The sequence below is a fragment of the Streptomyces sp. ICC4 genome (assembly GCF_003287915.1).
GTDB lineage: Bacteria > Actinomycetota > Actinomycetes > Streptomycetales > Streptomycetaceae > Streptomyces > Streptomyces tritrimontium.
In genome coordinates this window covers 8,400,316-8,420,175 of sequence record NZ_CP030286.1, presented here as the reverse complement: position 1 = coordinate 8,420,175, position 19,860 = coordinate 8,400,316, and the positions used below count along the sequence as shown (strand labels likewise).

The 19,860-nt window shown below is 72.0% G+C and carries 17 protein-coding genes; 13 read left to right on the top strand and 4 right to left on the bottom strand.

All coding sequences use genetic code 11. The features are described from left to right. The first annotated feature begins 278 nt into the window (after positions 1–278). Both DRB89_RS39560 and DRB89_RS39555 read left to right on the top strand, forming a co-directional pair. A complete protein-coding gene (locus DRB89_RS39560; RefSeq protein ID WP_112463687.1) occupies positions 279–1,133 on the top strand; it encodes a DMT family transporter in 855 nt (284 codons plus the stop codon). Positions 1,134–1,189: 56 nt separating this feature from the next. Beyond that, the gene (locus tag DRB89_RS39555) at positions 1,190–2,407 is read left to right on the top strand and encodes a cytochrome P450 (RefSeq protein WP_112447899.1); all 1,218 of its coding nucleotides are present in this window, start codon (positions 1,190–1,192) and stop codon (positions 2,405–2,407) included. A gap of 25 nt (positions 2,408–2,432) precedes the next feature. Here the strand turns inward: DRB89_RS39555 and DRB89_RS39550 are convergent, their stop codons facing one another. Next, positions 2,433–3,437, bottom strand: a complete 1,005-nt coding sequence (locus DRB89_RS39550) for a Gfo/Idh/MocA family oxidoreductase (RefSeq protein ID WP_112447900.1) — start codon at positions 3,435–3,437, stop codon at positions 2,433–2,435. A gap of 229 nt (positions 3,438–3,666) precedes the next feature. Here DRB89_RS39550 and DRB89_RS39545 point away from each other — a divergent pair, with 229 nt between their 5' ends. From DRB89_RS39545 to msrA, 4 genes are all read left to right on the top strand, one after another. Continuing rightward, positions 3,667–4,686, top strand: a complete 1,020-nt coding sequence (locus DRB89_RS39545; protein WP_112463686.1) for a sugar ABC transporter substrate-binding protein — start codon at positions 3,667–3,669, stop codon at positions 4,684–4,686. Between the two features lie 171 nt (positions 4,687–4,857). Next, complete coding sequence (locus DRB89_RS39540) at positions 4,858–6,459, top strand: M48 family metallopeptidase (protein ID WP_112463685.1); 1,602 nt, start codon at positions 4,858–4,860, stop codon at positions 6,457–6,459. Further along, positions 6,456–7,616 carry a hypothetical protein gene (locus DRB89_RS39535; protein WP_112450900.1) on the top strand — a complete coding sequence of 387 codons (1,161 nt, stop codon included), beginning with the start codon at positions 6,456–6,458 and terminating at the stop codon, positions 7,614–7,616. Before DRB89_RS39540 ends, DRB89_RS39535 begins: the two co-directional genes overlap by 4 nt. 85 nt (positions 7,617–7,701) lie before the next feature. Further along, positions 7,702–8,367: a peptide-methionine (S)-S-oxide reductase MsrA gene (msrA, locus tag DRB89_RS39530; protein ID WP_112450899.1), complete on the top strand. Its 666-nt coding sequence runs from the start codon at positions 7,702–7,704 to the stop codon at positions 8,365–8,367. A gap of 76 nt (positions 8,368–8,443) precedes the next feature. On the opposite strand, the gene DRB89_RS45525 is transcribed toward msrA, so the two are convergent. Beyond that, positions 8,444–9,469 carry a hypothetical protein gene (locus tag DRB89_RS45525; protein ID WP_239516609.1) on the bottom strand — a complete coding sequence of 342 codons (1,026 nt, stop codon included), beginning with the start codon at positions 9,467–9,469 and terminating at the stop codon, positions 8,444–8,446. Here DRB89_RS45525 and DRB89_RS39515 point away from each other — a divergent pair. Continuing rightward, complete coding sequence (locus DRB89_RS39515) at positions 9,378–10,961, top strand: AAA family ATPase (RefSeq protein ID WP_239516608.1); 1,584 nt, start codon at positions 9,378–9,380, stop codon at positions 10,959–10,961. The genes DRB89_RS45525 and DRB89_RS39515 overlap by 92 nt on opposite strands. A gap of 227 nt (positions 10,962–11,188) precedes the next feature. Beyond that, complete coding sequence (locus DRB89_RS39510) at positions 11,189–12,625, top strand: sugar porter family MFS transporter (RefSeq protein WP_112451065.1); 1,437 nt, start codon at positions 11,189–11,191, stop codon at positions 12,623–12,625. Between the two features lie 50 nt (positions 12,626–12,675). Here the strand turns inward: DRB89_RS39510 and DRB89_RS39505 are convergent, their stop codons facing one another. After that, positions 12,676–13,662 (bottom strand): LLM class flavin-dependent oxidoreductase, encoded by a 987-nt coding sequence (locus tag DRB89_RS39505; RefSeq protein WP_112451064.1) that lies wholly within the window; start codon positions 13,660–13,662, stop codon positions 12,676–12,678. A 164-nt stretch (positions 13,663–13,826) separates the two neighbouring features. On the opposite strand from DRB89_RS39505, the gene DRB89_RS39500 reads away from it, so the two are divergent. The 5 genes from DRB89_RS39500 (at position 13,827) to DRB89_RS39480 (ending at position 18,731) form a co-directional block, all read left to right on the top strand. Continuing rightward, positions 13,827–15,944: a PhoH family protein gene (locus tag DRB89_RS39500; RefSeq protein WP_204357753.1), complete on the top strand. Its 2,118-nt coding sequence runs from the start codon at positions 13,827–13,829 to the stop codon at positions 15,942–15,944. 13 nt (positions 15,945–15,957) lie between these two features. Next, positions 15,958–16,455: an rRNA maturation RNase YbeY gene (gene ybeY, locus DRB89_RS39495; RefSeq protein ID WP_112449274.1), complete on the top strand. Its 498-nt coding sequence runs from the start codon at positions 15,958–15,960 to the stop codon at positions 16,453–16,455. Further along, the gene (locus DRB89_RS39490) at positions 16,452–17,759 is read left to right on the top strand and encodes a hemolysin family protein (RefSeq protein ID WP_112449275.1); all 1,308 of its coding nucleotides are present in this window, start codon (positions 16,452–16,454) and stop codon (positions 17,757–17,759) included. Before ybeY ends, DRB89_RS39490 begins: the two co-directional genes overlap by 4 nt. Then, entirely contained in the window at positions 17,756–18,118 is a 363-nt protein-coding gene (locus DRB89_RS39485; protein WP_112449276.1) for an MmcQ/YjbR family DNA-binding protein, read from the top strand. The genes DRB89_RS39490 and DRB89_RS39485 overlap by 4 nt, the downstream gene beginning before the upstream one ends. 154 nt (positions 18,119–18,272) lie before the next feature. After that, on the top strand, positions 18,273–18,731 hold the full coding sequence (locus DRB89_RS39480) for a hypothetical protein (protein ID WP_112451707.1): 459 nt from the start codon (positions 18,273–18,275) through the stop codon (positions 18,729–18,731). Positions 18,732–18,755: 24 nt separating this feature from the next. Here the strand turns inward: DRB89_RS39480 and DRB89_RS39475 are convergent, their stop codons facing one another. Next, on the bottom strand, positions 18,756–19,697 hold the full coding sequence (locus tag DRB89_RS39475; RefSeq protein WP_239516932.1) for a Gfo/Idh/MocA family oxidoreductase: 942 nt from the start codon (positions 19,695–19,697) through the stop codon (positions 18,756–18,758). Between the last annotated feature and the right edge of the window lie 163 nt (positions 19,698–19,860).

Sequence of the window (19,860 nt, the reverse complement as noted above, 5' to 3'; positions counted from 1 at the left end):
CCCTCGACAGGATCTCGACAGGACTCGACAGGATCTCGACAGGACTCGTCAGGACTCGTCAGGACCTCGTCGGGACCTCGCCGGGTCCCCCTACGGCCGCCCGCCCAGCCGGGTCACCGCCAGCGCCGCCGCCCGGCACCCGGCCCCGGCGGCCCACCCCCAGCACTTTCCCTTATACACATCTGACCTTGCCGATGACCCCCTACGTGTGGTACTTTGGACGGCGAAGTGGGTTATAAGAGACATCCCCCGCCCCCCGCCGTGCCTGGCTCGCCGACCTGCCGGTCCTGCTCGTCGCCGTCGTCTGGGGCGGCAGCTACCTCGCCGCCAAGGGCATCACCACCACGCACACCGTGATCGCGGTGCTCGTGCTCCGGTTCGCCCTGGTGCTGCCCGTGCTCGTCGTCGCGGGGTGGTCGCGGCTGCGCGCGCTCAGCCCCGCCCAACTGCGCGGCGCCGGGGTGCTGGGACTCGTACTCGGCGGGATCTTCCTGCTGGAGACCTACGGGGTCGTGCACACCTCCGCCACCAACGCCGGACTGATCATCAGCCTGACCATGATCTTCACGCCGCTGGCCGAGTCCGCCGTCCGCCGCACCGCGCCCTCGCCCGCCTTCCTCGGCGCCGCGGCCGTCTCCGTCGCCGGAGTCGTGCTCCTCACCCAGGGCGCCGGCTTCACCGCGCCCGGCCTCGGCGACCTGCTCATCCTCGGCGCCGCCCTCGCCCGGACCCTGCACGTCCTGCTCATGGCCCGGATCAAGGCGGTCCAGGACGCCGACGCGCTCTCCCTGACCACCGTCCAGCTCGGCAGCGCCGTCGCCGTGTTCGCCGTACTGGCCGTGCTGCCCGGCACCGGCGCGAGCCCCTGGGCGGCCGCCGCGGACTTCGGGGCCGCCGAGTGGGCCGGGCTCGCCTTCCTGTCCGTCTTCTGCACCCTCTTCGCCTTCTTCGTGCAGATGTGGGCCGTCCGCCGCACCTCGCCCTCCCGCGTCAGCCTGCTGCTCGGCACCGAACCCCTGTGGGCGGCCGCCGCGGGCATCGCCATCGGCGGCGAGCACCTCGGCGCCCCGGGTCTCGCGGGCGTGGCCCTCGTGCTCGCGGGCACCGCCTGGGGGCGGCGCGCCGCTGGCTGAACGATTGTCCGAAACCGCTCCCACGGAGGGTGAACGGCAGTCCTAGGCTGCTCTCCATGCCAGTCCTGGACGTCAGCAACCTCGCCGAAGACTTCAACGAGAACCCCTACCCGCACTACGAGCGGTTACGGGCGAGCGGACCCGTCCACCGCGTCAAGGCGGCGGACGGGGAAGAGGTCTGGCTGATCGTCGGCCACGACGAGGCCCGCCAGGCCCTCGCCCACCCCGACGTGCTGAAGAACTGGCAGACCGCCGGCCTCTACGCCGACCGCACCGCCACCACCACGACGCTCAGCACCAACATGCTGCGCTCCGACCCGCCCCACCACACGCGGCTGCGCCGCCTGGTGGCCCGCGAGTTCACCGCCCGCCGGATCGAGGCGCTGCGCCCCCGCGTCCAGCAGGTGACCGACGGGCTGCTGGACGCGATGGCGGCCGCCCCGGACCGCCGCGCCGACCTGATCGGGGCCTTCGCCGACCCGCTGCCGATGACCCTCATCTGCGAACTCCTCGGAGTCCCCGACCTCGACCGCGGCTCCTTCCGCGCCTGGTGCACCGAGATCGTCGGCCCGAGCGGGCCGGAGCCCGAGAGGGCCGCGCTGGGCGCCATGTCCGGCTACCTGGCCGAGCTCATCGTCGCCAAGCGCGAGCGCCCCGGCCCGGACCTGTTCAGCGCCCTGATCCGGACCCGGGACGAGGACGGCGACCGGCTGTCCCGGGCCGAGCTGGTCGGGATGGCCTTCCTGCTGCTGATCGCCGGCTACGAGACCGCGGTGAACCTGCTCGGCAACGGGGTACGGGCCCTGCTCGCCCACCCCGGCCAGCTGGCGGCCCTGCGCGCCGACCCGGACGGGCTGATCGACGGCGCGGTGGAGGAGATGCTCCGCTACGACGGCCCGGTCGAGAGCGCCACCTACCGCTTCGCCCGCGCCGACCTGGAGATCGGCGGGACCTTCATCGCGGCCGGCTCTCCCGTACTGGTCTCCCTGGCCGGCGCGAGCCGCGACCCGGCCCGCTTCGCGGACCCCGGCGCGGGCTCCCGCCCCGGGCCCGAGGCGTTCGACATCCACCGCACCGGCCAGAGCCACCTGGCCTTCGGCCACGGCATCCACTTCTGCCTCGGCGCCCCGCTGGCCCGGCTGGAGGCCCGTATCGCGATCCGGTCCCTGCTGGAACGATTCCCCGGCCTGGCCGAGGACCCGCAGGCGGGGCCGCGCGACTGGCTCCCCGGGACCCTCATCCGGGGCGTCAAGCGGCTGCCGGTCCGCTGGTAGGCGCCGGCCGATGACCGCCACCCGCTCACAGCCCCGGCAGCTCCTCCAGCCGGACCACGCGCCGCTCGCGGCGCGAGCGCTCGCAGGCCTCCGCCACCCGCAGCGCGGCGAGCGCCTCGACCCCGTCGCACGGATTGGGGCCCTCGCCGCGCACGAGGCGGACGAAGGCCGCCAGCTCCGCCTCGTACGCCGGGGCGAACCGCTCCAGGAACCCCGACCACGGCTTGCTCGCCGGGGGCGGGCCGTGCGGCTCGGTCGAGGCGATCGGCGTGCGGTCGTCCAGCCCGGTGGAGACCTGGTCCAGCTCCCCGGCCAGCTCCATCCGCACGTCGTAGCCCGCGCCGTTGCAGCGCGTGCCGGTACAGGAGACCAGCGTCCCGTCGTCCAGGGTGAGGAGCGCGGCGCCGGTGTCGATGTCGCCCGTCTCCCGGAACCGGGGCGGCCCCGCGTCCGACCCGGTCGCGTACACCTCGGCCACCTCGTGCCCGGTCACCCAGCGGACCATGTCGAAGTCGTGCACCAGGCAGTCCCGGAACAGGCCGCCCGAGGTGGCCAGGTACGAGGCCTCCGGCGGCGCCGGATCGGCGGTCGTGGTCCGTACGGTGTGCAGCCGCCCCAGGGCTCCCGAGCGGACCAGCTCCCGCGCCGTGCCGTAGCCCGCGTCGAAGCGGCGCATGAACCCGAGCTGGAGCACCCCGCGGGCCGAGGCCACCTCGCGCAGCACCGCCAGGGTGCGGTCCAGGTCCGGGGCGACCGGCTTCTCGCAGAACACCGGCAGGCCGCCGCGGATCGCCCGTACGACGAGCTCCGCGTGCCCCTCGGTGGCGCACGCCACCACCAGCGCGTCCACGCCCCAGGTGAAGACCTGCTCGACGCCGGGCGCGGCGGTGGCGCCGAGCCGGTCGGCGAGGCGGGCCGCCCGCGCGGGGTCGGCGTCGGCGAGCAGGAGCGAGCCCGCGTCCGCTTGGCGGGCCAGTGCCGCCGCGTGGAAGGACCCGATCCGGCCCGTTCCTATGAGCCCGATGCGCATGCACTCAACGTGGCCCCGTCCGGGGGACCTGTCAATCTGCCCGGCTGCGTCCCGATGAGTCCGAGATGGCCCCGATGACCTTGCATGGTGCACTGTGACGGATACTGGGCGGCTGCGGCCGCGAACACACGACCGCCCGGGCGGGCGCGGCGCGAGCGGCGCGGACGCGTCGCACCGGCCGCGGTACGGCGCCGGGACAGCGGCGGGACGAACGAAAGGCACGGCAGACGTGGCTAGGGTCAAGGCAGGGGTGCGCGTCGTGGGCGCGGTGCTCGCGGCGGTACTGGGAGCCTCCCTCGTGGGCTGCAGCAGTACGGGCGGCAAGCGTGCCGAGGATCGGGCGAAGGCCGAGGCGGCGGGCCGGCCCGCGGTGTCCACTCCGCGCTGGACCTTCGCGATGGTCACCCACGCGGGCGACGGCGACACCTTCTGGGACATCGTCCAGAAGGGCGCCAAGGAGGCCGCGGCGAAGGACAACATCAACTTCGTCTACGCCCACGACGACCAGGCGCAGCAGCAGGCGCAGTTCGTCCAGAACGCCATCGACCAGAAGGTCGACGGGCTGATCGTCTCGCTGGCCAAGCCCGAGGCCCTCAAGGACGTCCTCGCCAAGGCCGTCAAGGCCGGCATCCCGGTGATCACGGTCAACTCCGGATCCGCCCAGTCCGCCGCGTACGGGGCGCTGACCCACATCGGCCAGGACGAGGAGATCGCCGGCGAGGCGGTCGGCACCGAGCTGGCCAAGCGCGGCAGGAAGAAGGCCGTCTGCGTCCTGCACGAGCAGGGCAACGTGGGCCACGAGCAGCGCTGCGCCGGGGCGAAGCGGACGCTCGGCGAGGGCGGCGGGACCCTGGAGAACCTGTACGTCGAGGGCACCAACATGCCGTCCGTCCAGGCCGCCCTCCAGGCCAAGCTCCAGGCCGACCCGTCCGTCGACGCGATCGTCACCCTGGGCGCGCCCTTCGCCCCCACCGCCGTCAAGGCCAAGGAGGCCGCGGGCAGCAAGGCGGAGGTCGACACCTTCGACCTGAACGCCTCCGTGGCCCGGGACCTGAAGTCCGGCGCGCTCGGGTTCGCCGTCGACCAGCAGCCCTACCTCCAGGGGTACGAGGCGGTCGACCTGCTCTGGCTCCACCGCTACAACGCCGATGTGCTCGGCGGCGGCCGCCCGGTCCTCACCGGGCCGCAGATCGTCACCGCGGACCAGGCCGCCGAGCTGGAGGAGTTCATCAAGCGGGGCAGGCGATGAAGCTGAACTGTGTGGTGACCAGTGTGATGTGTACATAGCAGACCGTCCACAGCTTCACAAGTGTATAAGAGCCAGCCACTAGGGACAGATCCCCCCACGGCGCCGAACCCCGGCCATAAGGTTCGCGTAAGCAACATCGCACCGCTTCGTCCCGTGGGGGGATCTGTCCATATGGGCGCTTCACTGCGCGCCTTGCGCGCCCTCGTCCTGCTCGCCGGCTTCTACCTGCTCGGCGTCGTCCTGCTCGCCGCCCTCGTCGCCGCCGTCGGCGGCGCCGAGTCGGCCGGACTGCACGGCCCCAGCCTGGTCAAACTGATCATCGTCGCCGTCGTCCTCGCCGTCCCGATCGTGCGCGGCATGTTCATGCTGCGCCTTCCGCCGCCGGACCCGATCCCCGGCGTCCCCGTCACCGAGCGGCAGGAACCCGTCCTGTGGCAGACCGTGCGGGAGATCGCCGAGCAGGTCGGCACCCGGGCACCGGACGAGATCCTGCTGGTCGCCGACGTCAACGCCGCCGTCACCGAGGACGCCCGGCTCCTCGGGCTGCTGCCGGGCACCCGCCGCCTGCACATCGGCCTGCCGCTGATGACAGGCATGGACGAGATGCGGCTGCGTTCCGTGCTCGCCCACGAGATGGGCCACTACGCCAACCTCGACACCCGCCTCACCCCCTTGATCCGGCGCGGCCGCGTGCAGCTGCTGCGCACCGTCGACACCTTCCACGAACGCTCCGACGCCAAGATCGCCAAGGAGCGGGCGAAGCAGGAGAAGAAGGCCGGGAAGCGGATCGCGGCGGGCAAGAAGGCCAAGGAGATCGACACCACCGGCGACGGCGCCATGTACCGCGCGATGGCAAAGATCTACACCGCGTACGGGAAGTTCTACCAGCGCGCCACCCTCTCCGACTCCCGCCGCCAGGAGCTCGCCGCCGACCTGGCCGCCGTCCGCGTGGCCGGCCGCGACTCCGCTTCCTCCGCGCTGCGCGAGGTCAACGCCATCGGCCCGGCGCACACGTTCTACATGGACTCCTACGCCACCCTCGGCGTCGGCGCCGAGCTGCTGCCGCCCCAGGGGCAGGTCTTCGGCGGACTGCGCCACCTCCTCGACGCGCGCGCCGCGGAACTGGACGAACTGCGCGCCGAACTGCCGCAGGAGCCGACCGACCCGTACGACTCCCACCCCGCCCTCGCCGAGCGCGTGGCCCGCATCGAGGCCCTGCCCGACGACGGCCGCGCCGCCCAGGCCTCCCGCCCCTCCCTGGAACTCCTCGCGGACGCCGAGGCCTCGCTGGTCGAGCTGGAGCGGGCGGTCCTGACCCCCGAGGCCTACGCGATGCGCCGGCTGGACTGGGCCGACCTGGTCCACGAGAGCATGACCCGCTACGTCGGCCGGGGCTCGGAGGAGCTCCGCGAGATCCTCGCCGCCGAGGGCGTGGGCCAGGACCTGGCTTCGCTGCTCGACGCGGTCGACGCCGATCCGGCGGTGCGCTGGCGGATCACCGGCCGGCTCCCGCAGTCCGAGGAGGCGGCCGCCGCCACGGGCCGCGCGGCCCGCGAGTTCGCCCGCCCGGCGCTGCGCCGAGTGGTGAACCAGCTGGTCACCGCCGAGCTCACGGCCCGCGGCGCCGTCCGCTGGGAGCTGTCCTGGTCCGAATCGGCGACCCTGCGCTACCTGGCCGACGGCTTCGAGGACGAGCTGGAGCGCGCCCTGGAACGTGCCGTCGCCGACCTTCCCGACACCGAACCGCTGCGAAAGCTGGTGCTTGCCCCGTGATCGGCCTCATCATCCTCGGCTGCCTGCTGGCAGCCGGCGCGTACAAGCTGCTGCGCGCGATGTACTTCCTGCGCAAGGCGAAGCGCCTGAACGCGCGGACCGCCGAACTGCAGACCGAGGTCGACGCGATCCGCGCCCGTACGGCCTCCGGGAAGGACGAGGAGAAGGCCCGGGAGGCGGCGGCCGTCGTCGCCCTCGGCTTCGTCGCCGAGGCGGACCTCGACACCGAGAACGCGCAGCCCGTGCCCCCCGAGGACACGGCGGCGGGCGCCGCCGTCACGGCCGGCGACTGGGAGGCGGGCGCCGACTACGTCGGCGCGGCGGGCCGGGACTGGGAACTGCGCTGGCACCGCGTCCGCGTCCTGTCCGAGGTGGCGGCCGAGGACGACGCCTTCCTGCTGGCCTGGCAGGCCGCCCGGCCGTCCGACCCGACGGCGGCGCTGGTGAACGCCGACACCGCCGTGATGGTGGCCTGGAACGTCCGCGGCAGCCAGGCGGGCAGCCAAACGACGCAGGAGCAGTTCCGGCTCTTCCGCGAACTGCTGCTCACCGCCCGGGAACAGGCGCACGAGGCCCAGCGGCTCGCCGACCCGGCCGACCCGGTCCCGTACATGGTGGAACAGCCCATGGCCCAGGGCCTCGGCTACGCCCACGACGAGTACCGCAAGCTGTGGTCGGAGATCGTCTCCCGCGACCCGAAGAACCTGACCGCGCACACCACGGCGCAGCAGTACTGGTCGCAGAAGTGGCGCGGCTCGCACGAGCTGGCCATGGACTTCGCCCGGGAGGCGGCGGCGGGCGCGGCCCCCGGCGAGCTGCTCGCCCTCCTCCCCCTCGTCGCGCTCGTCGAGCAGGAGTCGTGGGAGAAGGACCTGGAGCCGTCGGCCTTCTTCAACGAGCCGGCCGCCGCGGCCGCGGTGGACGCCGCCCTCGCCGACCTGGCGGCGGCCGACCCGGCCGACCGGCGCGCGGTCCGCATGCGGCACCTCCTGGCCTGGCTGCTGTGGTGGCAGGACCGGGACGCCGAGGCGGTGGAGCAGTTCCGGCACATCGACGGATACATAGGCGCGCTGCCCTGGCGCTACGCGGGATCCCCGAAGGGCCGCTACCTGAACGCGCGCAACTGGGCGGTACGGGTGACCACGCCGGGGTTCTGAACGGCGGCGGGAGCGGGGGAACGGCGGGCCGGGGGAATCCCGGCCCGCCGTTCCCCGTTACGGGTAGACCACAAGGAGGGAATCCATGTTCTCGTACCGCCGCACGCCCGAGCTCCCCACCCGCGAGGAAGCCCTGACCGGCCGCGCGGAGCCGCTCTTCGCCCTGCCCGCCGTCCACACGGTGCTCGGCAACCCCCTCGCGGGCCCCTATCCCGCCCACCTCCAGGTAGCGGACTTCGGCCTCGGCTGCTTCTGGGGCGCCGAGCGCAAGTTCTGGCAGACCCCGGGCGTGTGGACCACCCTCGCCGGCTACCAGGGCGGTTTCACCGAGAATCCGACCTACGAGGAGGTCTGCTCGGGCGGCACCGGCCACACCGAGGTCGTCCGGGTCGTCTTCGACCCGTCCCTCGTGTCCTACGAGGCCCTGTTGAAGCTGTTCTGGGAGTCCCACGACCCCACCCAGGGATTCCGCCAGGGCAACGACGTCGGCACCCAGTACCGCTCGGCGGTCTACACCCACTCCCCCGCCGACCAGGCCACCGCGGAAGCCTCCCGCGAGGCCTACCAGCGGGTCCTGACCTCCTCGGGCTACGGCACGATCAGCACGGCCGTCCTCCCGGCGTCGGAGCGCCCGTTCTGGAACGCCGAGGCGTACCACCAGCAATACCTCGACAAGAACCCCGGCGGCTACTGCGGCATCGGCGGGACGGGCGTGGCCTGCCCCGTCGGCGTCGCCCGCACCGAGGGCTGAGCGGCCCCGCCCGCACGAGAGAGCCCCGGCCACCGCGCATCGCGGTGGCCGGGGCTCTCGTGTTCAGCGGGTGCGGTTATCCCTTGGTGAAGTGGCCGAGGAGGTCGGTGATGACGTGGTTGGGGCCGCCGTAGCTGTTGAAGACGGTGACCTTGCCGTCGGTGACGGGGGTGGTGACGTGGTTGGGGACGGTGCGGCCGGGGATGGTGTTGAGGCTGCTGGCGTCCGTGCGGGTGGCGCCGAAGGCGTAGGCGGTCAGGAAGCCGGGGTCGGTGGTGTCGGTGGCGGTGAGGTTCAGGACCGCGCCCACCGAGTTCGCCGGGAGGCCGGAGATGTTGGTGATCGCGCCGGGGGCGAGCTTGCCGGTGCTGCGGGTGTCGGCGAGGCGCTTGGGCACGACCGGGGTGAAGAGGGCCTTGCCGTCCTTGCCGTAGTAGCCGACCGCGTCCAGGATCACGTGCGTGGAACCGGAGTTGGTGTAGAGGGTGATGGTGCCGTTCGGGCCGACCGGGACGATCGCCTGGTTCGACTTGTCCTTGCCGGGCTCCACGTTCAGGTTCGAGGTGGCCGGACGCTTCGCCGGGTCCGGGTAGGCGATGACGTGCGCCTGCTCGGTGGCGCCCGTACCGGTCAGGTTGAGCGCGACCGCCGTGGCGTCGGCCGGGATGCCGTTGACGCCGGCGACCTTGACCGTGCGGGTCTGGCCGCCGCCCAGCGGGCCGCCCGCGGTGCGGGTGTCAGCGACGCGGGCCGGGGTGATCGGGGAGAACCGCTCGCCGATGTTGGGCTGGTAGAAGCCGACGAAGTCCGCGGGGCTGGTGCGGGGGACCGCCGAGGTCGTGCGGGCCGTGGCCTGGGTGTTGCGGGACTTCGCGGTCGTCGGCGGACTCGACGAAGCGGAGGCGCTGGTCGCCGCGCGGCCCGATCTGGTGGCGGTGACCGCAGACGGGGACGTCCTCGGGGCGCACCTCGCGCACGGCGGGTCCGCCGGGGTGCCGAGCCTGATCGAGGTGCGGGCCGCCGTCGACGAGGCCGCGGCCGAGCTGGCCCGGCTGGACGAGCGGTGCCTGGAGCTGGCTGCCGGGAAGGAGGCCGCGGACACGCGCCGGTCCCTGGCCGGCGCCCGCGTCGAGGAGCTCGGGGAGCTGCGCAGGGCCGCCGAGAAGGCGCGGGCCCAGGCCGCGCAGCAGCTCGGCCGGCTCGCCGGGCAGGCGAAGGGGGCGCTGGGCGAGGCCGAGCGTGCCGCCGCGGCCGCGAGCAAGGCGCAGGACGCGCTGGAGCAGGCGCTGTTCGAGGTGGAGGAGTGCGCGGAGCGGCTCGCGGTCGCCGAGGAGGACGACCGGGCCGGGGAGGGAGCCGAGGAGCCGGACAGCTCCCGCCGGGACCGGCTCGCGGCCGACGGGGCGAACGCCCGACAGACCGAGATGGAGGCCAGGCTGCAGCTCAGGACCCACGAGGAGCGGGTCAAGGGCCTGGCGGGGCGGGCCGACTCCCTCGACCGCGCCGCCCGCGGCGAGCGGGATGCCCGCGCCCGGGCCGAGAACCGCCGGGCACGGCTGCGGTACGAGGCCGAGGTGGCGGGGGCCGTCGCCGGCGGGGCCCGCCAGCTGCTCGCGCACATCGAGGTGTCGCTGACCCGCGCGGCCGAGGAGCGCACGGCCGCCGAGTACGCGAAGGGTGTGGCCGAGCACGAGCTCGGCGGGGCCCGGACCAGGGGCCGCGACCTCAAGGGCGAGCTCGACAAGCTCACGGACTCGGTGCACCGCGGCGAGGTGCTCGGCGCCGAGAAGCGCATGCGGATCGAGCAGGTGGAGAGCCGCGCGCTGGAGGAGTTCGGGATCGCTCCGGCGGGGCTCGTCGCCGAGTACGGGCCCGACCAGCCGGTGCCGCCGAGCCCGCCCGTGGACGGGGAGGCGCCGCAGGAGGACGCCGAGCCGGGACCGTTCGTACGAGTGGTGCAGGAGAAGCGGCTGAGGGCCGCCGAGCGGGCCTACCAGCAGCTCGGCAAGGTCAATCCGCTGGCGCTGGAGGAGTTCGCGGCGCTGGAGGAGCGGCACAAGTTCCTCAGCGAACAGCTGGAAGATCTGTGCAAGACCCGAGCCGATCTCCTTCAAGTCGTGAAGGAGGTCGACGCGCGGGTCGAGCAGGTGTTCACCGAGGCCTACCGGGACACGGCCCGTCAGTTCGAGGGGGTGTTCTCGCGGTTGTTCCCCGGTGGCGAGGGCCGGCTGATCCTCACGGACCCCGGCAACATGCTGACCACCGGCGTCGATGTCGAGGCCCGCCCGCCGGGCAAGAAGGTCAAGCGGCTGTCGCTGCTCTCGGGCGGCGAGCGCTCGCTGACCGCCGTGGCGCTGCTGGTCGCCATCTTCAAGGCCCGGCCCAGCCCGTTCTACGTGATGGACGAGGTCGAGGCCGCGCTCGACGACACCAACCTGCAGCGGCTGATCCGGATCATGGAGGAGCTCCAGGAGAGCTCGCAGCTGATCGTGATCACGCACCAGAAGCGGACGATGGAGGTCGCGGACGCGCTGTACGGGGTCTCGATGCAGGGCGACGGGGTCTCGAAGGTCATCAGCCAGCGCTTGCGGTGACACGCGTCAGCTCACACTCTCTTCAAGAGTTGAACCTCAAAACCTCCTCAACCCGCTGAAGGTCAGGGAGAAATGCGACTCTCTTGAACTCTTGACTTCAAGAAATGAACACATAGGCTCGCTCCCGCCGCCTTTCCTTCGGGTGGTGCCCGATCTTGACCTGTGCGCCACTGGAAGGAATCACCCCCACCCGCCCGCCACCGCAGCCGGGCACGCAGGAGCAGACCTTGAGCAGCAGCAGCACAGCGCAGGCCTCGGCGTCAGGCGGCGGCCGCGCGTCCCAGCCCGACCACCTCGGGCACGTCATCTTCATCACCGCGGCCGCGGCCATGGGCGGATTCCTCTTCGGCTACGACAGCTCCGTCATCAACGGCGCCGTCGTCGCCATCCGGGACCGCTTCGACGTCGGCCCGGCCACCCTCGCCCAGGTGATCGCCGCCGCGCTGATCGGCTGCGCGCTGGGCGCCGCCACCGCGGGCCGCATCGCCGACAGGATCGGCCGCATCCGCTGCATGCAGATCGCCGCCGTCCTCTTCACGGCCAGCGCCATCGGCTCGGCCCTGCCCTTCGCGCTCTGGGACCTGGCCGTGTGGCGGGTCATCGGCGGCTTCGGCATCGGCATGGCCTCGGTCATCGGCCCGGCCTACATCGCCGAGGTGTCCCCGCCCGCGTACCGGGGCCGGCTCGCCTCCTTCCAGCAGGCCGCGATCGTCATCGGCATCGCCATCTCCCAGCTCGTCAACTGGGGGATCCTGAACCTCGCGGACGGCGACCAGCGCGGCAAGATCGGCGGCCTGGAAGCCTGGCAGTGGATGCTCGGCGTCATGGTCGTCCCGGCCGTGCTCTACGGGCTGATGTCCTTCGTGATCCCGGAGTCCCCGCGCTTCCTGATCTCCGTCGGCCGCAACACCGAGGCCAGGAAGGTGCTGGCCGAGGTCGAGGGCGAGCACATCGACCTCGACGCCCGCGTCTCGGAGATCGAGCACGCCATGCGCTCCGAGCACAAGTCCAGCTTCAAGGACCTGCTCGGCGGCAAGAAGGGCTTCCTGCCCATCGTCTGGATCGGCATCGGGCTGTCGGTCTTCCAGCAGCTCGTCGGCATCAACGTGATCTTCTACTACAGCTCCTCGCTGTGGCAGTCGGTCGGCATCGACCCGAGCGCCTCGTTCCTGTACTCCTTCGAGACCTCGGTCGTGAACATCATCGGCACGGTCATCGCGATGATCTTCGTGGACCGGATCGGCCGCAAGCCGCTCGCCCTGATCGGCTCCGTCGGCATGGCGATCTCGCTGGGCCTGGCCGCCTGGGCCTTCTCGTCCAAGTCCGGCGCGGGCGACGACATCGCGCTCCCGCACGCGCAGGGCATCGTGGCCCTGGTCGCGGCCAACTGCTTCGTCCTGTTCTTCGCCCTGTCCTGGGGCGTGGTCGTGTGGGTGCTGCTCGGGGAGATGTTCCCCGGCCGGATCCGCGCCGCCGCCCTCGGTGTGGCCGCGGCCGCCCAGTGGATCGCCAACTGGGTCATCACCGTGTCGTTCCCGACCCTGTCGGACTGGAACCTGTCCGGCGCCTACGTGATCTACACCGTCTTCGCCGTGCTCTCGATCCCCTTCATCCTCAAATGGGTGCCGGAGACCAAGGGCAAGGCGTTGGAGGAGATGGGCTGACCTCCCCGCCAACAGCCCCCCTCCTCTTGTGACAGGTACTGCCCCGCCGCTCAGTCCTTGAGCCGGGGCAGTACCTGTTCGCACAGCAGCTGCAGGCTGCGCCAGCCCTCGTCGACGGGCATCCCGCCGCAGAGCGGGTGCAGCACCAGGTTCCCCGCCTCGCCGGCGCCGCGGGCGTACGCGACCGCCTCGTCCGGGGTCAGGATCCGGTACACGCCCTCCGCCCGGAGCTCGTCCACCGTGTGCGCGCCCGACCGCACGGCGCTGCGGATGTCCTTGGACTGCCAGGAGGCGTACATCCCGGCTTCGTGGAGGAAGCGCCCGCCGTGCTCGGCCCACGCCCGGTCCGGGTCCTCGGCGATGTGCAGCAGCGGGGTCTCGGCGGCCGGCATCATGCAGAAGCCCTCCGTGCCGTACTCCGCGAGCTTGGCGTTGTAGTAGGCCTCCAGCTCGGGCAGGTGCGCGCTGGGGAAGAACGGCAGCCCCAGCCGGGCCGCGCGGCGGGCCGCCGCCTCGGAGCTGCCGCCGACCAGCAGCAGCGGGTGCGGCTGGGTGAACGGCCGCGGGGTGACCCGTACGGTACGCCCCCGGAACTCGAACGGCTCGCCGGTCCACGCCTTCAGCAGGGTCTCCAGCAGCTCGTCCTGGAGCTTGCCGCGCCGGCCCCACTCCACGCCGTGCTGCTCGTACTCCTCGGGGCGGTAGCCGATGCCGGCCACCGTGACGAGGCGGCCGCCGCTGAGCAGGTCGAGGACCGCGATGTCCTCGGCGACCTTCAACGGGTCGTACAGCGGGCCGATGATCGCCGAGACGGTGACCGCGATCCGCCGGGTGGCGCCGAACACCGCGCCGGCGAAGGCGAAGGGGGAGGGCAGCCAGTTGTTGTCGGTGCCGTGGTGCTCTTCGGTCTGGATGGTGTCGATCCCGCGGTCGTCCGCGTACTTCGCCATCTCCAGCGCGGCCTTGTACCGGGCGGAGAGGGTTTCAGGGGTGCCGTTCGGGTCGATCAGGTTGAACCGGGCCACGGTGATGGGCATGGAGAAGTCCCCCTTCGCCGGAGGTGGGTGGGCGCGGGCGGGGCGTGCGGGCCCCGTAAAACCCCTCGGGGATGCCGGGGCGGCGACGTACGCTTGGAAGTCCGGAGGCCGTCGATCGGCGCGGCCCCTCAGTGGGAGGTATGCGCAGGCCACAGTGCCGGCCCATGACTCAGACACCGATAGCCAAGAGCCCCGTGCCGGGGCAGGCGCGAGCCCGTTTCACCGTCCCGGCCACCCATCCGATGGTGTCCGTGCTCGGCACGGGCGACGCCCTTCTGCGCGTGATCGAGAAGGCCTTCCCGAAGGCCGACATCCATGTTCGGGGCAATCAGGTCAGCGCGATCGGCGCCGTGGCGGAAGTCGCTCTGATCCAGCGCCTGTTCGACGAGATGATGCTGGTGCTCCGCACCGGGCAGCCGATGACGGAGGATGCAGTGGAACGCTCGATCGCCATGCTCAAGTCGAGCGGCAACGGCGAGGGACCGGACGAGACGCCCGCCGAGGTGCTCACCCAGAACATCCTCTCCAGCCGCGGCCGCACCATCCGCCCCAAGACCCTGAACCAGAAGCGGTACGTCGACGCGATCGACAAGAACACGATCGTCTTCGGCATCGGCCCCGCCGGTACCGGCAAGACCTACCTCGCCATGGCCAAGGCGGTCCAGGCCCTGCAGTCCAAGCAGGTCAGCCGGATCATCCTGACCCGCCCGGCGGTCGAGGCGGGCGAACGCCTCGGCTTCCTCCCCGGCACCCTCTTCGACAAGATCGACCCGTACCTGCGCCCGCTCTACGACGCCCTGCACGACATGATCGACCCGGACTCGATCCCCCGCCTGATGGCGGCGGGCACCATCGAGGTGGCGCCCCTGGCGTACATGAGGGGCCGGGCCATGCCCGTCTTCACCAACGTGCTGACGCCGGACGGCTGGCGTCCCATCGGTGATCTCCAGGTGGGCGACCTCGTTGTCGGGTCGGACGGCGAGCCGACCCCGGTCCTCGGCGTCTATCCGCAGGGCGAGAAGGACATCTACCGCCTCACTGCCCAGGACGGTTCCTGGACCTTGTGCTGCGGCGAGCACCTCTGGACGGTCCGCACGGCCTCGGACAAGCGCCGTGACAAGCCGTGGCGGGTTCTGGAGACCAAGGAGATGATCGGCAACCTCCGCGCGGCGCACGCCCGCCGCTACGAGCTGCCGATGCTCACCGCGCCCGTCGAATTCCCCGCACGCGAGGTCCCGATGGACCCGTACGCGCTGGGCCTGCTGCTCGGTGACGGCTGCCTGACCGGTTCCACCACACCGGCCTTCTCCACGGAGGACGAGGAACTGGCCCAGGCGCTGGAATCGGCCCTTCCGGGGGTTGTCGTACGGCACAGGGGCGGTCCTGGCTACGTCTTGAACAGGGTGAAGTCCCCGGGTGATGTGGTCACCCTGGAGAACCCCGTCACCAGGGTGCTGCGCGAGCTCGACCTGATCGGCAGCCGCTCGCACTCCAAGTTCGTGCCGGACGACTACCAGTTCAACACGCCGGAAGTCCGCCTCGCGGTGCTCCAGGGCCTGCTCGACTCCGACGGGGGCCCGGTCACCCAGCGGGACCGCACCTGCCGGATCCAGTACTCCACCGCGTCGATCGTCCTGCGGGACGACGTGATCGCCCTGGTCCAGTCACTCGGGGGCGTGGCCTACACACGGCGTCGCGCGGCCGAGGGCCGCAAGCAGGGCACCGCACTGGCCGCCCACCGCTACGACTCCCACGTCGTCGAGATCCGCCTCCCCGAAGGCATCGAGCCCTTCCGCCTCACCCGCAAGCGGGACGCCTACCACGCGGCCGGCGGCGGCGGGCGGCCGACGCGCTTCATCGACTCCATCGAGCCTGCAGGCCGTGAGCAGGCGGTCTGCATCCAGGTGGCCGCCGAGGATTCGCTGTACGTCACGCAGGACTACCTGCTGACGCACAACACGCTCAATGAGGCGTTCGTCGTGCTCGACGAGGCGCAGAACACCACCCCCGAGCAGATGAAGATGTTCCTGACCCGGCTCGGGTTCGACTCGAAGATCGTCGTCACCGGTGACGTGACGCAGGTCGACCTGCCGGGTGGTGCCAAGAGCGGTCTGCGGCAGGTCCAGGACATCCTCGAAGGGGTGCCGGACATCGCCTTCTCGCGGCTCACGTCCGAGGATGTCGTCCGGCACAAGCTGGTCGGCCGTATCGTCGACGCGTACGAGAAGTACGACGACAGCCAGGACGGGAAGCCGTCCCGGAACGGCCACCAGCGGAAGTAGACCCCAGCGCACCATGTCGATCGACGTCAACAACGAGTCCGGAACCGAGGTCGACGAGCAGGCGATCCTCGACATCGCCCGCTACGCGCTGACCCGGATGCGGATCCACCCGCTCTCGGAGCTCTCCGTCATCGTCGTCGACGAGGAGGCGATGGAGCAGCTCCACATCCAGTGGATGGACCTGCCCGGACCCACCGACGTCATGTCCTTCCCGATGGACGAGCTGCGCCCGCCGACGAAGGACGAAGAGGAGCCCCCGCAGGGGCTCCTCGGTGACATCGTGCTCTGCCCCGAAGTGGCCAAGAAGCAGGGCGAGGACGCGCCTACGCAGCACTCCATGGACGAGGAGCTCCAGCTCCTGACCGTCCACGGGGTGCTGCACCTGCTCGGCTACGACCACGAGGAGCCCGACGAGAAGGCCGAGATGTTCGGCCTCCAGGCGGCGATCGTCGACGGCTGGCGCGGCGAGCGCGGCGTGACCGGCCCGTCCCCGGCCCCGACCGTCTCGTGACCGGCGACCCACAGCTGATCACCGGGGCCGTACTGCTGGTCGTGGTGGCCTGGTTCGCCGCGTGCGCCGAGTCCGGGATCGCCCGGATCTCCGCCTTCCGCGCCGAACAGGCCGTACGCGACGGCCGGCGCGGCAGTGCGAAGCTCGCGCAGGTCGCCGCCGACCCCACCCGCTACGTGAATGTCGCGCTGCTCGTCCGGGTCACCTGCGAGATGGCGGCGGGCGTGCTCGTCACGTACGTCTGCCTGGACGAGTTCGGGGAGAACTGGACCGCGCTGCTCGTGGCCATCGGCGTGATGGTGCTCGTGTCGTACGTGGCGGTCGGGGTGTCCCCGCGCACCATCGGGCGGCAGCACCCGCTCAACACCGCGACGGCGGCCTCGTACGTCCTCGTGCCCCTCGCCCGCGTCATGGGGCCGATCCCGCAACTGCTGATCCTCATCGGCAACGCGCTCACGCCCGGAAAGGGATTCCGCAAGGGGCCCTTCGCCTCCGAGGCCGAGCTGCGCGCCATGGTCGACCTCGCGGAGAAGGAATCGCTGATCGAGGACGACGAGCGCCGGATGGTGCACCAGGTCTTCGAGCTCGGCGACACGCTCGTGCGCGAGGTCATGGTGCCCCGCACCGACCTGGTCTGCATCGAGCGGTACAAGACGATCCGTCAGGCGACCACGCTCGCGCTGCGGTCGGGCTTCTCGCGCATCCCGGTGACCGGGGAGAACGAGGACGACATCGTCGGCATCGTCTACCTCAAGGACCTGGTCCGCAAGACGCACATCAGCCGCGAGGCGGAGTCCGACCTGGTCTCTACGGCGATGCGGCCGGCGGTCTTCGTGCCGGACACCAAGAACGCGGGCGACCTGCTGCGCGAGATGCAGTCGGTGCGCAACCACGTGGCCGTCGTCATCGACGAGTACGGCGGCACCGCCGGCATCGTCGCCATCGAGGACATCCTGGAGGAGATCGTCGGCGAGATCACCGACGAGTACGACCGGGAGCTCCCGCCGGTGGAGGAGCTGGGCGGGGACCGCTACCGGGTCACCGCGCGCCTGGACATCACCGACCTCGGTGAGCTGTTCAAGGTGGACTCCTTCGACGACGAGGACGTGGAGACGGTCGGCGGACTGCTCGCCAAGGCGCTGGGCCGGGTGCCGATCGCCGGCGCCTCGGCGGTGGTGGACCTGCCGGACGGGCGGCCGCTGCGGCTGACCGCCGAGTCCCCCGCGGGACGGCGGAACAAGATCGTGACGGTGCTGGTGGAGCCGGTGGTTCCGGTGGCGGACACGCAGGACGGGGCGCAATGACACCGGCCGAGCTGCGCGCGTTCTGCCTGGGCTTCAACGCGGCGGTGGAGGAGTTCCCCTTCACCCCGGAGACCTCGGTGTTCAAGGTGCTGGGGAAGGTGTTCGCGCTGACGGCGCTGGACGCCGAGCCGCTCAAGGTCAACCTCAAGTGCGAACCGGAGCTGGGGGTGCGGCTGCGAGAGGAGCACGAGGCGATCGTGCCGGGCTGGCACATGAACAAGCGGCACTGGAACACCGTGACGGCGGGCGGGCCCGGGGCGCTGCCCGACGCGCTGCTCCGGGAGCTCGTCGAGGACTCGTACGACCTGGTGGTCGCGGGCCTGCCGAGGGCGGAGCGGCTGCGGCTCGACCGGCCGTAGCGTTCCCGCCCGCGGAACCGGGGCGGGGCCCAAGGTCATGGATCACAGGACCTTCGGGGCGGGGGATCCGCTTATGCGCCGCTTAGGGTTGTCCCTGCGCCACATATGTGTGTAAGAGACGGCCCTTCCCCCGCCCCGGCGTGGGGCCGACTGGATGTTCGGCGGGGTCTACGGGACGGTGCTCGCGAGCGGCCTGCTCGCCGCGCTCGACCAGAAGGGCGGCGAGTACACGCCCTTCTACGACGCCAGCTGGGTGCTCGTCACCGCCGCCACCGCCGGCCTCGCGCACGGGTACTCGCACCACATGAGCACCCACCAGGCCGGCGGCGCCGGCCATCGGTGGCGGGTGCTCCTGCGGGCGCTGTGGAACGAGTGGCCGATGATCGCGGCCACTCTTCCCACCGTCCTGCTGCTGCTCCTCGCCGGGCTCGCCGACTGGGACTCGCACGGGGTCACCGCCCTGGGGCTCGGCCTGAACTCCGCGCTGCTGTTCGCCTGGGGCTCCTTCGTCGCCCTCCGCGTCGGCTACAAGCTCGACTCCGCCCTCCTGATCGGCATGGCCGACGCGACCATCGGGCTGGCCATCATCGTGGCCAATGCCGTCATCAAGTAGCGCCGGAAGCCGCGGCGCCGGACGTCAGTCCGGGAGCTGCCCCTCCGCCTCCGCCAGGATCTCCGTCAGCCGTGCCCCGAACTCCGCCCCCCGGGAATCCGGGACCCCCGTGCGCGCCGAGGTGAGCAGCGCGTCCAGGGCGCGGCCGTAGGCGCCCGGGACGTTGCTCCACTCCGGGAGGCCGAAGACGCCCTCGGCGCCGCGCAGTTCCAGGCCCACCCCGGCGGCCGCGCGCGGCGAGCTCAGGCTGAGGACGGCGGTGCTCGCCGCGCCGGAGGTGTGGCGCAGGGCCAGTTGGACCACGTCGGAGGGGCCCCGCGTGGCGCTGACCGCGGTGACGTCGCCGAGGACGGGGATGAGTACGGACAGGGCGTGCGGGCCGACGTCCCACAGCCCGCCCTTGGCCTTGCGCCAGGGCGAGTCGGCGTAGGCGCTGGGCTCTCCGCCGGGCGGGAAGACGGCGCCGAGCCAGTGCGCGGCGGCGGTGAACCAGCCGGAGCGCTCCGCCTGCTCGGCGACCCAGCCGGCGGTGGGCTCGGCGAAGCGGAGGGTCAGGAAGACCACGGAGGCGACCCCGTGCTCGGCCACGGCGTCGGCCACGGCGCGGGCGTCGGCCGGCGTCGTGGCGACGGGCTTGTCGAGCAGCAGATGGCATCCGGCGGCGGCCGCGCGCACGGCGAGCGGGGCCTGTACGTCGGGCGGCAGGGCGAAGGCCACGACGTCACAGTCGGCGAACAGCGCGTCGGGGTCTTCGTACACCTTCACGCCGTGCTCGCGGGCCAGCTCGGCCGCCGCTTCGGGGCGCCGGCCCCAGATGCCGGCGAACTCGGAGCCTGCGTGCGCGGCGAGCGCGGGTGCGTGGGTGCGGTGGGCCCAGGGGCCGGTACCCAGCAGTCCGACACGGGGGCGGGGCCCGGAAGCGGCCTCTTCGGCGGCATCTCCGGCGGACTTCAAATCGTACGAAATGCTCACCTGCCCAGTCTGCCCCACTCGGACGGGCGTCCGGACGCCAACCCGCACAGCCATGCCCACCTGCGGCGTAAACCTCGGTAACACGGGGTTCACACGCGGGCAACGGAAGAGAAATCGCGAGCGGGCACGCTGCGGTCTACACCGCAGAACGAATTCG

Excerpts from the sequence above, each read along its gene's own strand:
- DRB89_RS39555 (WP_112447899.1), top strand. The coding sequence starts at position 1,190 with ATGCCAGTCCTGGACGTCAGCAACCTCGCCGAAGACTTCAACGAGAAC.
- DRB89_RS39550 (WP_112447900.1), bottom strand. The coding sequence starts at position 3,437 with ATGCGCATCGGGCTCATAGGAACGGGCCGGATCGGGTCCTTCCACGCG.
- DRB89_RS39540 (WP_112463685.1), top strand. The coding sequence starts at position 4,858 with ATGGGCGCTTCACTGCGCGCCTTGCGCGCCCTCGTCCTGCTCGCCGGC.
- msrA (WP_112450899.1), top strand. The coding sequence starts at position 7,702 with ATGTTCTCGTACCGCCGCACGCCCGAGCTCCCCACCCGCGAGGAAGCC.
- DRB89_RS39505 (WP_112451064.1), bottom strand. The coding sequence starts at position 13,662 with ATGCCCATCACCGTGGCCCGGTTCAACCTGATCGACCCGAACGGCACC.
- DRB89_RS39500 (WP_204357753.1), top strand. The coding sequence starts at position 13,827 with ATGACTCAGACACCGATAGCCAAGAGCCCCGTGCCGGGGCAGGCGCGA.
- ybeY (WP_112449274.1), top strand. The coding sequence starts at position 15,958 with ATGTCGATCGACGTCAACAACGAGTCCGGAACCGAGGTCGACGAGCAG.
- DRB89_RS39485 (WP_112449276.1), top strand. The coding sequence starts at position 17,756 with ATGACACCGGCCGAGCTGCGCGCGTTCTGCCTGGGCTTCAACGCGGCG.
- DRB89_RS39480 (WP_112451707.1), top strand. The coding sequence starts at position 18,273 with ATGTTCGGCGGGGTCTACGGGACGGTGCTCGCGAGCGGCCTGCTCGCC.